This window comes from Bacillus sp. ZY-1-1 (genome assembly GCF_003047165.1).
GTDB lineage: Bacteria > Bacillota > Bacilli > Bacillales > Bacillaceae > Bacillus > Bacillus velezensis.
This window is the reverse complement of sequence record NZ_CP027061.1, coordinates 2,614,456-2,627,574: the sequence shown is the minus strand read 5'-3', so window position 1 is coordinate 2,627,574 and position 13,119 is coordinate 2,614,456. Positions and strand designations below refer to the sequence as shown.

Below are 13,119 nucleotides of genomic sequence, written 5' to 3'. Positions count from 1 at the left end.
TTTGATCAGCGGTTTTTATACTTAAAATGAGCATTAAGCTGTCCTTCCAGCATTTTTTTGCGGAGCTGCGGGTCGTTTTTGAGAGCCTGTTCTTTTTTCCGCATGTCTTTTAAAATCTCAGCCGTCTGCACGCCGTCTTCCCGCTTGTTGGCAATATCCATCAGCCGCTCAACGTCCGCGAAGGAATACTTTCTCGTTCCCCGTGATGATCGCTGCGGGTAGATTAATTTCCGTTCTTCATAGTATCTGATCTGTCTGACTGACAATCCGGTTAATTCGCTTACAATGCCGATCGAGATTACTTTTTTATCTTTGTAAGATTGTTCGTCTGTCGTCATTTTTCCACCCCTGGATGTCTTTTACTCATATTATATAAGAAAAAAAGAGAAAAAACCTGACGCTTGTCAGGTTTTCTGACGCGGAATAGAAAATTTTAGAAAAAAAGCGGCAGAAAAATTGACAAGGTTAATGCATGGTTCTGTGCCCCCGTTTTATGCTTATTGTACAGATACAATGAGGAGGAAGGATAGGAATGGAGAAAGAAAAAGCGGTTTCGCTGGCAAAAGAAATCATTGAATTAGATATGAAACGCGATGAAATGCTGGAGGCGTTCATGCAGCTTGCCGGGGAACACGCTTTTCCGCTGCTCAGAGCGGTCCAGAACGGTCTTTACCGAAAAACATCATAATCTACAGAAGTTTTACAATGGCTTTATACGTCTTTGATATAAAAGCGTTATTCTGATCATAGAATAACGGAAAACAAAGGAGGCCGTCATGAGTCGTTTGCTTCAAAATGCATTGGATAAAGAGAGAAACCATTATTCCAAAAAGCTTCTGCAGATCGGAGTCTATACGAAAGAAATACTTAATTCCATGACAATTACGGAGCTGAGAAAGGAATACGCGTATTTTTTTCGGAACATTCCCTATAAAGAACGGAACCCTTATACAAATTAAATGATGTATAAGGGTATTTTTTTATATAAAAAAGAAGGAATTCTGAAAAACGGCACGAATAGAATATAAAACAAAGAACGACTCTTATGAATTGTAAGGGTTTACATTATTTTTTTATAAAAATCTTAAATACGGGGTAGATATGATGAGATTATCATTTAACGAAGAAGAAGTGATGCGTTCGATGAATTTGTACAAAGTTTTTGCGAGGGCTTTCAAGAGTGTGTCTGAACACAGCATCCGCGACAGTAAAGAACACGGTTTTAATCCGACTGAATTTGCCGTTTTGGAGCTGCTCTATACGAGAGGACCGCAAAAGCTTCAGCAAATCGGGTCGCGTCTTTTGCTTGTCAGCGGGAATGTCACCTATGTCATCGACAAGCTTGAAAGAAACGGGTTTTTGGTCAGAGAACAAGACCCGAAGGACAAACGGTCTGTTTACGCCCATTTAACTGATAAAGGAAACGAGTATTTGGATAAAATTTATCCGATTCATTCATTGAGAATTGCGAGAGCGTTTTCAGGACTTATGCCTGAGGAACAGGAACAGCTGATAGCCTTACTGAAAAAAGCGGGAATTCACAGCCAGCATTTGCTTTTCCGTTAAAAGAAAGCGGATACAGACACTCTTCTTCATGAAGAGTGTTTTTTTCTGTTTCGGACAGTAGAGCCTGAAGCGGTTTTTGCATAAGCTGATACAGGGCTGCATCATTATTTACCAATCATAATGTGTCATGCCTCATGCCAAAATATGAGGGTGCTTTGAATATAAAGAAGGTGAACATGTGAGAAGCTGTCTGCTGTCTATATGGTACTTACTTGATCCGCTTTATTTCTTCTTTACCCGGCTGACGCTGATTGATAAACGGCAATCGAATGTATTCCGCGTCCGTTTGACTAGATATAAAGGAAAAGAAGTCATCCTGAGCGACGGAACCAGAATTAAAAAAAACGACGTGTTAGTTAAGATTCATCTTCATAATGTCAAACTCCTGAAAGAGCTGCAGCCTATTGAAAGCGCGGTCAGAAGGGGGATTATGCTATATCAGAAGGTATATCAATCCATGCCACATTTAGCGGATTATATTAACCAGCATAAACGGAAAGACGAGATTAAGGGAGTCGTCGGCATTACAATGCTTCATAAAGGAGCGGCGAGACTCGGTTTTGATGTGATAAAACCGTCCAGCGGCTGCTACAGGCTGTTTAAGAAAGCGGCCCATCTTCCGATTTTATACTTTACTGCAAAACAGCTCACCCTCAAAAACATTCCTTACTCCTGCTATTTATTTATTTCCAAAGAAAAATTGATGTGCACGTATCAGACTGAAAAGAGCTGACCAAAAGCGTCAGCTCTTTCTCTTGATTTGCTCAAGCACGATTGAAAGCGGGCCGTCCTGCGGATTCCGGTAAAAATCATAAAACGGATCTCCCTCTGTCCTGACGCGGTTCACTACTGTATCGATCGTATAATCATCAGGTGTTAAAGAGGAGTTGACTTCGCTCCAATAAAGGGGAGCCGCAACCGTTCCCAATTCGTTGCCCCGGGTCGAATAGGGGGCGATAATGGTTTTCCCTTCGGCATGCTGCAAATAATCTAGGTAGAGCCTGCCGTTTCGGTTTTTGATAAACCGCTCTGTCGTAAAAAGATCCGGGCGTGTCCTGACGCAATAATCGGCGATGAGCATTGTGAAAGCACGGGTTTCTTCATAGGTGAATGCTTCCGGTGAAAGCGGGATGTAAAGCTGAATGCCTTTATTTCCGGAGAGCTTCGGGAATGACGTCATGCTGAATGAGTCAAACAGCTGTTTCAGCACATGCGCAGCCTCCACTGCCATAGGAAAATCATTCCTTGACGGAGGATCAAGATCAATGACGATTTCTGCGGGCCTTTCAGAATGCACTGTCTGAAACGGAACGTGAAATTCAAGCGCCAGCTGATTAGCCAGCCATAGAAGTGACGGTATGCTGCTGCATACGATGTGCTCGTGGCTCCCGTCAAACACGCTTGAGACAAAGTCCGGCGTGTAGTCCGGTTTGTTTTTTTGAAAAAAAGATTCGCCAGGCGCGCCGTGCGGATAACGGATCACCGTGACGGCCCGATCTTTAAGAAAGGGCATAAGAAAATCGCTCATTTTCACCATATAACTAAGGAAATCTGCTTTCGTTTTTTCATGTTTTTTAAAAACGATCTTATCCAGGCTTGTGAACTGCAGCTTCGGCGGCAGCGTTTTAGAGCGGAGGATAAGCTGCTGATACGTGCATTCCGTCCAATCCATTTCAAACTGAAAGGACACAAAAGATACTTCACGCAGCGTGTCCTGCAATATGGTTAAATACTGCACGGTCATGCAGATAGAAGGCTCAAGTGTATACTCGCCGCTTTTTTGTTTTTTTCCGTGGGTCTCCATAATGGTTCTGACGGCGTTTTTTTCTTCCGCCTGCATGCCGTGGGACACGGAAGCGATCGGGACGACGATGCCGTCTTTCAAAACAGAGGCTGTCACATACCCGTTCTTCGGATTGAATCCGGTTAATAGCACATGAGCCGTTTTCATATGTTTATACTTCTGCCAGTCGGGAGAGCGTTTATTTTCCGCCCATCCGCTGGAAGTCCTTTTGGCTACGATACCTTCTCCGTCATGGCGGACGACCTTGTCCCAAAGCGCGTCAAAGTCAGTGTGCTCCGGAATGTATTGAATTGCTTCTTCCGCTAAGTGATGAGGGCAGGCGGGAAGATTTGCTTCTTTAAGCAGTTTGGAAAGGGCGCGCTTCCGTTTCACATACGGTAATGAGACGGTGCCGGCGCCTTCCAGAACGAGGAGATCAAATGCCAGAAAGCGGCACGGCCGTCTCTCAGCGGTGCTTTTAATTGCTTCGGTTCGTTTTAAACGTCCGCGGATTTGAAGATGCTCAAAGTCCGCCCTGTACGGATTGATTAAATAGACAAGCTCTCCGTCAAGCGTAATGGGGAACCTGTCTTTCATGTGCTGAAAACACCGGGCCGCAAAAGCCGTGATTTCCGGAAATTGATTCGTCAGCGTCTGTCCGTTTCTGCTGGTTAATGTAACACCGTTTTCGTCTATGCGGAGAAGACAGCGGAATCCGTCATACTTTACCTCATAGCGCCACTCACTGCCTTCAGGCGGTACAGAGGTCAAAATCGGCTGCATCGTCAGCACCATGATTAAGACGTTCCGGCTTTTTGTCTGGTCGTCTTCTGCTTTTTGCCTCCGCCGCCAGCTGACGCTGTGTCTTTTGTCCGTGCCGGTGCAGCCTGTTCGCGATTCGGCCGCTTCGTCCGGTCAATGCTTGCCTGAAGCGCGCTGACAAGATCAATGACATCTTCTCGCGGGCCGGCAGGAGCAGGTGTCACGCCCGCTTCTTCATGTTCGAGCTTATCGTTAATTTTGGCGAGAAGGGCTTTCCGGTATGTGTCTTCGTATTGTTCCGGGTCAAACTCGGTTGTCAGCTCATTAATTAATGTGATCGCCGTCTGCAGCTCTTTTTCATTAACGGCTGTCTGCTCAGGAACGCCCGGCACATGTCCGGCATTTCTGACCTCATCCGGATAATGAATGGATTCCATCACGATGCAGTTGTCATACACGCGAAGAATCGCAAGCTGCTGTTTAGAGCGGATCGTAATGGAGGCAATCCCGATTTTACCCGTCGTCCTCAGCGCTTCCCGCAGAAGTGTATAGGCTTTTGTGCCGTTGTCTCCCGGCCCGACATAATATGACCGGTTAAAATAAATCGGATCGATTTCCTGCAGCTGGACAAAGTCAACAATCTCAACCGCTTTTTCTTCATGTTCCTGTTTTACGTCTTTCAAGTCTTCGTCTGTCATAATGACGTATTTCCCTTTTACATACTCATAGCCTTTCACGATTTCATCAGGCTCCAGACTCTTTTCACATCCGGTGCAGATTTTTTCGTATTTAATCGGCGCATGGTCTTCTTTATGAAGACTGCGGAATTTTATATCTTTATCTTCAGTGGCCGCAAAGAGCTTGACCGGGATATTGACGAGGCCGAAACTGATCGAACCCTTCCACATCGTGTGCATGAATAAAAACTCCTTTTTGTCTTTATTGTGGATAAACGGGTCCGTTCCATGTGTAGCAACTTATGGGTGATGCGGCGTTCATGGAGCGGCTGTTCTATTTCCTCATGCGGTAATGGCCGGCTGAAAAGGAAATCGCATGTGAATCGGTAAGTTCTTTAAATCGCTGAAGTCCCCGAAAATCATCAATGGTTGATCAAAAAGATTATACAGAATCATTCCCCGGGAAATGCCCACGCATTTCCATGTAGTGACCGAGAGAATTTCCCGCTCCCATAAAAACAGATTCGGCGATGGCAAAGATCCCGGCAAAACGCACTGCCCATATGAACTGAATTCCGGTCAGCGCCGCTTACCGCAAATGGTAACTTTCCGGAGATCTTAAGTGATGTAACCGCCGCCAGACGAGCAATCAGGAGACAGGCGGGACGTTGTATTGCGCATGTCATTCCCTCCCGCTATACCGATCTGAAACGACTATATTTATAACGGGCATGTCTAAAAGATATTTCAGCCTCAAGGTTTTGTGTTAAAATCATTCTTAAGTTTCAGAATATAGACGTAAGCCGGGAGTGATAGATCATCGAAGATTTCATCATATCAATAATTGAAGCGTTTAAAAGCTTATCTTACGCCGGAATTTTTTTGGCGCTCAGTATAGAATTCATCCCGGCGGAAATTGTTCTTCCGCTTGCGGGCTATTGGGTCTCAAAAGGGGATATGACGCTTGCCGGAGCCGTGTTTGCCGGTTCGCTCGGCGGTGTTTCAGGTCCGCTTGTCTTATATGGGATCGGCAGGCTGGGCGGTCGGCCGTTTTTGCTGAAATATGGAAAGTACATATGGATAAAACCCGAATCCCTGCAGAAATCAGATGAATTCTTTCAGAAGCACGGAGGTTTGGTAGCGTTCAGCGGCCGTTTTATACCGGGGGTCAGGACGCTGATTTCTTTGCCGTGCGGCATTGCGAAGATGAATGTCTGGGTGTTCTCTCTCTATACATATGCAGCGATGCTGCCGATTACATTTGCTTACGTATACCTCGGTATGAAACTCGGGGAAAATTGGAAAAGCGTCGGTTCCATTCTCGATCAATATATGCTGCCGCTCGGTATATTCATTGTGTTGCTTCTCGTTCTTTGGATGTTTTTGAAGAGAAGAAAACAGCGGGTCAAAACAGAAAAAATTTCTCAATTTGTTAAAAAAGTTAAGCGTTGACAAATGATGAAACAGGCTTTATCATGAGCGTATAAACAAATATTTCTTGAAATCCCAAAGGGGAGTAGCGTCCGGATATTCCGGAAACAAAGTCGTCAATTCATGGATCATATCCATCGGCTTTGTTGGCATGCCAATCATTCATGTCTAGCAAGACCTTTGCCTTATATCGGCAAAGGTCTTTTTTGCGTAAAAAAACCGCCGGTATAAGCTCGGATGATAGAAAAAAGAAACGGAGGGAATGGATTGGACTTTGCATTATTATTGGAGTATGGATGGGTTCTTCTCGTTTTAATCGGGCTGGAAGGGATTTTGGCGGCGGATAACGCGCTGGTAATGGCTGTGATGGTGAAGCATCTTCCTGAAAAACAAAGGAAGAAGGCTTTATTTTACGGATTGGCGGGCGCATTTATTTTGCGTTTCGGGTCGCTGTTCGCCATTTCATTTCTGGTGAATGTTTGGCAGATCCAGGCCGTCGGCGCTTTATACCTGTTTTACATTGCGGTCAGCCATTTGCTGAAGCGGTATGTATTCAAAGATAACGCCGGGCAGAAAACGCAGAAAGAAAGCGGGTTTTGGCAGACTGTCTTGAAAGTGGAACTCGCGGACATCGCTTTTGCCGTTGACTCCATTTTAGCGGCGGTCGCGCTTGCCGTAACGCTCCCGGGAACACGGCTTCCCGCCATCGGCGGCTTGGACGGCGGTCAGTTTCTCGTTATTTTAGCCGGCGGCGTAATCGGTTTAATCATTATGCGTTTTGCGGCATCAATGTTCGTATCCTTACTGAAAACCAGGCCGGGCCTTGAAACGGCGGCATTTGTGATTGTCGGATGGGTAGGCGTGAAGCTCGCTCTTTATACGTTGGCCCATGAGGAACTCGGTATAATTCCGGCAGATGTCATCCATTCGGCGGCCTGGAAAATCATTTTCTGGGCGGTTCTGGCTGCCATTGCGGTTTGCGGATGGTTTATGTCAGGAGCAAAACAAACAGAGTCCGGCGCGGCATCGGAAAAAAGAGAACACGCGTAAAATGATCAAAAAGGGAGTCTGGCTTTTTAGAAAGCAGGTTCCCTTTTTTGTTTGAAACGCTTACATTTAAGACATATGATAACAATTTTATAACAGCATTGTTACAAAAAACACAGAGAAAACCCCCTTAATTCTGCATGGGGGCACGAAATCATGTATAGTACGTCTTATTGGCTTGTCATAATTGAGACAAATGAAATCGATTTCTCTTTTTCTTCCTTTGCGAATCCCTACTAAATTAGCTATGATTATGAGTAGTTATAGGGAGGAACTGAGGTGAAACCAGTGCTTAGCCTTTTGTTTAAATTGGGAAAAAAGAAGCAAACGCTTGAAACATCTGTTGAAAAAATACAAAAAGGCGACAAAGATCTGCAGAACGATTTAATACAGCAATATAAGCCTTTTATCGCGAAGACGGTTTCATCCGTTTGTAAACGATATATAGATGAAAAAGACGACGAATTCAGCATCGGGCTGATCGCGTTTAACGAAGCTATTGAAAAGTATTCGGCTGAAAAAGGTAATTCGCTGCTTGCATTTGCAGAGCTGATTATAAAAAGAAAAGTGATAGACTATATCAGAAAAGAAGCAAGAACCGCTCAGCATATCAATATGGATGTGCAGGAGGGCGACGACCAGGAATCTTCGCAGAGCCTTATCGAAGCGGAGCTTTCCATTGATGAATACCGCAAACAGATAGAACAGGAACAGCGCCGGGAAGAAATTCTTTTTTTTCAGAAGCAGCTGAAAGAATACGGCCTGTCTTTTAAAGAGCTGCTGGAACAATCGCCGAAGCATACAGATGCGAGGCAGAATGCGATTAAGGTAGCCTACACGCTTGTTGAAAATGAAGAGCTGGCGTCCATTTTGCACCAGAAAAAACAGCTTCCTGTCAAACAGCTTGAGCAGCTCGTGTCGGTCAGCAGAAAAACGATCGAACGGAACCGAAAATATATCATCGCCATGAGTATTATTATTACCGGTGATTATATTTATTTAAAAGATTATCTTAAAGGGGTGTTGCACTCATGAGAAGAGGGATCATAGTAGAGAAAAATAAAAAATTCGTCACGTTGCTAACCCCTGACGGACAATTTTTAAAAACAAAAAATGATCACCGCACTTGTGAAATCGGAGAGGAAATTACGTTCGAAGGCGAAACGCGTATGGGAAGAAGGGCCAGCTTTTTTGATTTTCTGAAACTGCGCCCTTTTAAATTGGGAGTGTTTACGATGACTGCTATTATTTTGTTTATTTTAATTTTGCTCCCGGTTTTTTCTGATAACAAAGCTTACGCGTATATGACGCTTGACATTAATCCCAGCATTGAAATGGCTTTAAACAGCAAATATGAAGTCATTGAACTGACACCGCTGAACCATGACGCCAAACAGGTCATCAGTGACATCGGAGATTGGAAAAGCAGCGATTTTAAGGAAGTCATCAATAATATTATTACCGATTGCAGCAAGCATGGATATGTAAAGGAATCAAAAGAGATTTTAATTTCCACGGTTTATGAAAATACAGATGACAATACATATAAAAAAGGCGTTAAAAAACAGCTGGCTGACATGACTGAAAAATATAAGGGCACCTACCAGGTCCAATCTCTTGAATCTGATATGGAAACAAGAGAAAAAGCAAAACAGGAAGGGATGTCAACAGGCAGCTACATAAGAAGAAACGAAAAGAAAACAGAAGAAAAACAGTCTGAAAAGCAAACCGACGGCAATGAAACAGATCAAAAAGATACCGAAACAGACGCTGATCAAAGCAAGCAGCCGGACACAGAAAAGCCGGCGGCTGATGAAAAGACAGCTCCTGATGAAGAAAAGGCAGCAGAGAAGCCGGAAAACAATGAAACAACGCCCGGCACGGAAGAAGCGAAGCCGGACAGTCAGGACGGCAGTCAGCAAACCGACAAAAATGCAGCTTCCGGATCAGAAGAAAACACACAGAAGGAACAAGATGGGGAAACAGAGCAGCCCCCAACACAAAATCCTCAGGAAAACGGAAATGACAAAGAGCCTAAGCAAAAGTATTACAATCATTACTGGAATCAGCGGAATCATGATCGCAATGAACATTGGGACTCCTATCGGCATCATGAAGATTCATCAGACCGCAGGAATCCGAACGGCTACCGGCACGGAAAGGAGAATGCCGATAAATATCAAAATTCGCCGAGAAGTCCCGGCGAATAAGCTGCATTATTGATTTTTCCCGTTTAATTGTGATTGAGCCTGCTGTACAAGACGTTTTGTCATTTCCCCGCCTACAGAGCCGTTTGCGCGTGCTGCTGTATCAGAGCTAAGGTTCACGCCGAATTCTTGAGCCACTTCGTATTTAAATTGGTCAAGTGCCTGCTCAGCCCCTGGAACTAAGAGTTTATTTCTGCTCGCCATCTTTTTCATCTCCTTTTCTCTGGCAAGATGTGTTTACGCATTTTAGTTTCAAACGGAACGGTATTGATTATGCTGGCAATTGTTGTACAGCAAAAAACCCCGGCGCAGACACCGGGGCGAAGAAGCGTTATGAATTATAATAAATGGCTGGTCATTTTGTAGGCTGAGGCTTGAATATGGAAAGTCAAAACGGAGAGCACCGTGACGGCGATGATGGATCTGATATCGTTCCATTGTCCGCTTCCGAGTTCTTTAAAGCAGCCTTTGAGCTTGTCCGTCTGCTCTTCGACGAGCTCCTGCAGGCTCGTTTCCTTCATCGGCGGGTTTGCCTTATGATGAAGATAATCAATCACTTGAGCGCAGCTTTCATAGTAGCTGATCGGGCTGATGACGTCGTCTGATCTGTCTGTGATCGTGTTAAAAGCGATTTTTAATATGCCGCGTATATGTTCGAAGTCATAAATTGATTTTAAATCACGTACAATGAGAAGGATGACAGCTTGTTCAATTGTATATTTTTTGCCGAGTAAGGGGTGGCCGATTAAATCTTTAATATCGCGCTTCACCCAGTTTTGGACGGCGGTTGATTTTAAAGACGTCAGCTCGCACAGATTTCCCAGCTCGACAATCTCGTTAGTTGAAAGCCCGTATTCCTTTTTCTCTTTTTTTCGTTCGAATCTCGTCAGAAATTCAGGGATATGCAGACGGCTTTCCGCTTCATCCAATGTCATTTCCGCTGATTGCAATAAGATTTGGAGAGGAGTTGCGTCTCCTTGGCCTTTTAACGCGTAAAGAAGCCGGACCATATCAGTTCGGGTCAGTTTAAACGTGTTCATGGTTCACCTCTGATTGATTACGTGTTCACTTTCTGATATCACTGAGAATTACATTTACATCATACGTCGAAATTGTTGCATTTTCAAACAGATCATTTATAATTTAATTAAATAAGTTCTTTTGATCTTAAAAAAGACGGAGGTAATTATGGCGAAAAGAATATTTCTGTTTATTTTAACGAACCTTTTGGTCATTACGACAATCGGAATTGTGCTTACGATTATTACAAGCGTTACCGGTGTCGGCTCGTATATACAAAATGGCCGCATTGATCTGATGGCATTGCTCGTGTTCAGTCTTGTCGTCGGTTTTGTCGGTTCTTTTATTTCTCTCGGAATGTCCAGATGGATGGCCAAAACGATGATGGGCGTCCGGGTGTTAAATCCGAAGAAACAGTCACTCAGCTATGAAGAACAGCAATTGGTTGACCGTGTGCACAGATTGTCCCGTGCCGCAGGGATGACGAAAATGCCTGAAGTCGGCATTTATCAGTCCCCGGAGGTCAATGCTTTTGCGACCGGACCTTCTAAGCGCCGTTCGCTTGTTGCGGTTTCTTCAGGTTTATTGCAGCAGATGGATGATGCTGCGGTGGAAGGGGTTCTTGCCCATGAAGTCGCACACATCACAAACGGTGATATGGTCACGATGACGCTGCTGCAGGGAATCGTCAATACGTTCGTCGTATTCCTTTCCCGAATCGCGGCATGGGTTGCAAGCCGCTTTGTCAAAGAAGACCTCGCACCGGTCGTGCATTTTATCGCGATGATCGTGTTTCAGATTATCTTTTCCATTCTCGGCAGTCTTGTCGTCTTCGCCTACTCGCGCCACAGAGAGTTTCACGCTGACCGCGGCGGTGCAGACCTTGCCGGCAAGGATAAAATGATTCACGCCCTGCGTACGCTGAAGTCTTATACAGGACATGTGAATGAAGAAGACCAGACGGCGGTGCAGACGTTAAAAATTAACGGCAAAAAGCATTCGTCACTGTTCTCCACACACCCTGATCTCGATGAGCGCATCCGCAGGCTGGAAGCAAAATAATAAACAAAACCTCTGACAATCGTTTCAGAGGTTTTTTGTTTAAAGATCGGCAAATTACATAAGGTAATGAAAAATCTTTCTAAAAAGGCCTTTAAAAATTCTCCCAATATCATTAGAATAATTACGTACTACATTTGAGAGGCAGAAGGAACTATCTTATGAAATTAAAACTGAAGAAATTCATACAGATCTTGTCGCCTGCACAGCTGATTGCATTATATTATTTTCTTGCTGTGACGGTGGCATTTATTTTGCTAAGTCTGCCGGCCGCCCACAAACAAGGGGCCAGCTGGTCGTTTATAGACGCGCTGTTTACGGCTGTCAGCTCAGTCAGTGTCACCGGTTTAACGGTCGTCAACACGGCTGATACATTCAGCACGGCCGGGATTGTCATTTTGGCTTTCGTGCTTCAATTCGGCGGAATCGGCATTATGACGCTCGGAACATTCGTCTGGCTCATTATGGGCAAACGGATCGGTCTGCGGGAACGGAAGCTCATTATGGTGGATCAGAATCAATCGCAGTTTTCCGGTATCGTCAACCTGATGAAGCAAGTGCTGTTTTTGATTTTATTAATCGAGTTTTTAGGCGGCATCATCTTAGGAACATATTTTTTAACGTACTATGATTCGTTTGAACAGGCGTACTTGCACGGATTCTTTGCGAGCGTCAGCGCCACGACAAACGGCGGCTTTGATATTACGGGAAATTCACTCGTCCCGTTCAGACATGACTATTTCGTGCAGTTTATTACGATGCTTCTGATTATTTTCGGCGCGATCGGTTTTCCGGTGCTCGTAGAAGTAAAAGACTTTTTGTTTTCAAAACAGCGCAGATACTCATTCACGCTGTTTACGAAAATTACGACCGTTACGTTCGGAATGCTCGTTTTGTTCGGAGCCGTGGGCATTTACGCGCTTGAAGCAAGCCATGTTATGAAGGGGAAAAGCTGGCATGATGTTTTATTTTTATGTCTCTTTCAATCAACTGCTACGCGAAGCGGCGGGCTTGCAACAATTGATATCAGCCAGCTGTCGGCGCCGACATTATTTTTCATCTGCGCCCTCATGTTTATCGGCGCATCACCGAGCTCGGTCGGCGGCGGAATCCGTACGACGACGTTTGCGCTTAACCTTCTTGCCCTGTTTCATTTTGCCAGAGGGAATAAAGCGGTCAAGGTCTTTAAACGCGAGCTTCATCAGGCTGATGTCATGAAGTCGCTGGTCGTTACGATGATGGCGATTCTGCTCGTGTTCGGGTCGACGCTGATTCTTTCCGTGACGGAGACAAATCAGACGCTCCTCGGACTGCTTTTTGAAGTGTGTTCCGCTTTCGGAACGACCGGCCTGTCGCTCGGGATTACTCCGCATTTAAGCGACATCGGAAAATGTGTGATCATGATTGTGATGTTTATCGGGCGGATCGGCATTTTGACTTTCCTTTATTTGATCGGCCGAAAAGAAATCGAAGCAAATTATCATTATCCGAAGGAAAGGATGATTATCGGCTGACACCGCTTTTCAGAAAGCGGTGTTTTTTTATTGCCGTAAAATGGATGAGTGGA

Annotated in this window: 15 protein-coding genes; 10 read left to right on the top strand and 5 right to left on the bottom strand. The window is 44.7% G+C overall.

Annotated elements, in window-relative coordinates:
- Positions 1-5: 5 nt before the first annotated feature.
- On the bottom strand, positions 6-338 hold the full coding sequence (gene tnrA / locus C5I45_RS12880; RefSeq protein WP_003154734.1) for a MerR family transcriptional regulator: 333 nt from the start codon (positions 336-338) through the stop codon (positions 6-8).
- Positions 339-532: 194 nt separating this feature from the next.
- Between tnrA and C5I45_RS12875 the strand changes: the two genes are divergently transcribed.
- The 4 genes from C5I45_RS12875 to C5I45_RS12860 all read left to right on the top strand — a co-directional run bounded on the left by C5I45_RS12875 (position 533) and on the right by C5I45_RS12860 (position 2,299).
- Positions 533-688, top strand: a complete 156-nt coding sequence (locus C5I45_RS12875) for a hypothetical protein (protein ID WP_003154733.1) — start codon at positions 533-535, stop codon at positions 686-688.
- A gap of 88 nt (positions 689-776) precedes the next feature.
- Complete coding sequence (locus C5I45_RS12870; protein WP_003154731.1) at positions 777-959, top strand: Fur-regulated basic protein FbpA; 183 nt, start codon at positions 777-779, stop codon at positions 957-959.
- A gap of 142 nt (positions 960-1,101) precedes the next feature.
- On the top strand, positions 1,102-1,566 hold the full coding sequence (locus C5I45_RS12865) for a MarR family winged helix-turn-helix transcriptional regulator (RefSeq protein WP_007610911.1): 465 nt from the start codon (positions 1,102-1,104) through the stop codon (positions 1,564-1,566).
- Between the two features lie 178 nt (positions 1,567-1,744).
- Positions 1,745-2,299, top strand: a complete 555-nt coding sequence (locus tag C5I45_RS12860; protein WP_003154727.1) for a YkoP family protein — start codon at positions 1,745-1,747, stop codon at positions 2,297-2,299.
- Between the two features lie 9 nt (positions 2,300-2,308).
- Here the strand turns inward: C5I45_RS12860 and C5I45_RS12855 are convergent, their stop codons facing one another.
- Together C5I45_RS12855 and ku are read right to left on the bottom strand one after the other, a co-directional pair.
- Positions 2,309-4,144 (bottom strand): DNA ligase D, encoded by a 1,836-nt coding sequence (locus C5I45_RS12855; protein WP_107994420.1) that lies wholly within the window; start codon positions 4,142-4,144, stop codon positions 2,309-2,311.
- Between the two features lie 2 nt (positions 4,145-4,146).
- The gene (gene ku, locus C5I45_RS12850) at positions 4,147-5,028 is read right to left on the bottom strand and encodes a non-homologous end joining protein Ku (RefSeq protein WP_003154722.1); all 882 of its coding nucleotides are present in this window, start codon (positions 5,026-5,028) and stop codon (positions 4,147-4,149) included.
- A gap of 576 nt (positions 5,029-5,604) precedes the next feature.
- On the opposite strand from ku, the gene C5I45_RS12840 reads away from it, so the two are divergent.
- From C5I45_RS12840 to C5I45_RS12825, 4 genes are all read left to right on the top strand, one after another.
- Positions 5,605-6,240 (top strand): DedA family protein, encoded by a 636-nt coding sequence (locus C5I45_RS12840; protein ID WP_370880545.1) that lies wholly within the window; start codon positions 5,605-5,607, stop codon positions 6,238-6,240.
- 246 nt (positions 6,241-6,486) lie between these two features.
- A complete protein-coding gene (locus C5I45_RS12835) occupies positions 6,487-7,269 on the top strand; it encodes a TerC family protein (RefSeq protein WP_046559538.1) in 783 nt (260 codons plus the stop codon).
- Positions 7,270-7,545: 276 nt separating this feature from the next.
- Positions 7,546-8,301, top strand: coding sequence for an RNA polymerase sigma factor SigI (gene sigI, locus C5I45_RS12830; RefSeq protein ID WP_003154719.1), 756 nt, complete (start codon positions 7,546-7,548; stop codon positions 8,299-8,301).
- Positions 8,298-9,476, top strand: coding sequence for an anti-sigma-I factor RsgI family protein (locus C5I45_RS12825; RefSeq protein WP_014304893.1), 1,179 nt, complete (start codon positions 8,298-8,300; stop codon positions 9,474-9,476). Before sigI ends, C5I45_RS12825 begins: the two co-directional genes overlap by 4 nt.
- A gap of 6 nt (positions 9,477-9,482) precedes the next feature.
- On the opposite strand, the gene C5I45_RS12820 is transcribed toward C5I45_RS12825, so the two are convergent.
- Together C5I45_RS12820 and C5I45_RS12815 are read right to left on the bottom strand one after the other, a co-directional pair.
- Positions 9,483-9,677, bottom strand: a complete 195-nt coding sequence (locus C5I45_RS12820; protein WP_003154717.1) for an alpha/beta-type small acid-soluble spore protein — start codon at positions 9,675-9,677, stop codon at positions 9,483-9,485.
- 134 nt (positions 9,678-9,811) lie between these two features.
- On the bottom strand, positions 9,812-10,513 hold the full coding sequence (locus C5I45_RS12815; RefSeq protein WP_003154716.1) for a DUF1836 domain-containing protein: 702 nt from the start codon (positions 10,511-10,513) through the stop codon (positions 9,812-9,814).
- Positions 10,514-10,661: 148 nt separating this feature from the next.
- Here C5I45_RS12815 and htpX point away from each other — a divergent pair, with 148 nt between their 5' ends.
- Positions 10,662-11,555 carry a protease HtpX gene (gene htpX / locus C5I45_RS12810; RefSeq protein ID WP_003154715.1) on the top strand — a complete coding sequence of 298 codons (894 nt, stop codon included), beginning with the start codon at positions 10,662-10,664 and terminating at the stop codon, positions 11,553-11,555.
- A gap of 158 nt (positions 11,556-11,713) precedes the next feature.
- The gene (locus C5I45_RS12805) at positions 11,714-13,066 is read left to right on the top strand and encodes a TrkH family potassium uptake protein (protein WP_014304894.1); all 1,353 of its coding nucleotides are present in this window, start codon (positions 11,714-11,716) and stop codon (positions 13,064-13,066) included.
- Positions 13,067-13,119 lie beyond the last annotated feature (53 nt).

Coding starts and splice junctions, on each gene's coding strand:
- tnrA (WP_003154734.1), bottom strand. CDS start 338: ATGACGACAGACGAACAATCTTACAAAGATAAAAAAGTAATCTCGATC.
- ku (WP_003154722.1), bottom strand. CDS start 5,028: ATGCACACGATGTGGAAGGGTTCGATCAGTTTCGGCCTCGTCAATATC.
- C5I45_RS12805 (WP_014304894.1), top strand. CDS start 11,714: ATGAAATTAAAACTGAAGAAATTCATACAGATCTTGTCGCCTGCACAG.
- C5I45_RS12865 (WP_007610911.1), top strand. CDS start 1,102: ATGATGAGATTATCATTTAACGAAGAAGAAGTGATGCGTTCGATGAAT.
- C5I45_RS12875 (WP_003154733.1), top strand. CDS start 533: ATGGAGAAAGAAAAAGCGGTTTCGCTGGCAAAAGAAATCATTGAATTA.
- htpX (WP_003154715.1), top strand. CDS start 10,662: ATGGCGAAAAGAATATTTCTGTTTATTTTAACGAACCTTTTGGTCATT.
- C5I45_RS12820 (WP_003154717.1), bottom strand. CDS start 9,677: ATGGCGAGCAGAAATAAACTCTTAGTTCCAGGGGCTGAGCAGGCACTT.
- C5I45_RS12825 (WP_014304893.1), top strand. CDS start 8,298: ATGAGAAGAGGGATCATAGTAGAGAAAAATAAAAAATTCGTCACGTTG.
- C5I45_RS12855 (WP_107994420.1), bottom strand. CDS start 4,144: ATGGTGCTGACGATGCAGCCGATTTTGACCTCTGTACCGCCTGAAGGC.
- C5I45_RS12815 (WP_003154716.1), bottom strand. CDS start 10,513: ATGAACACGTTTAAACTGACCCGAACTGATATGGTCCGGCTTCTTTAC.
- C5I45_RS12870 (WP_003154731.1), top strand. CDS start 777: ATGAGTCGTTTGCTTCAAAATGCATTGGATAAAGAGAGAAACCATTAT.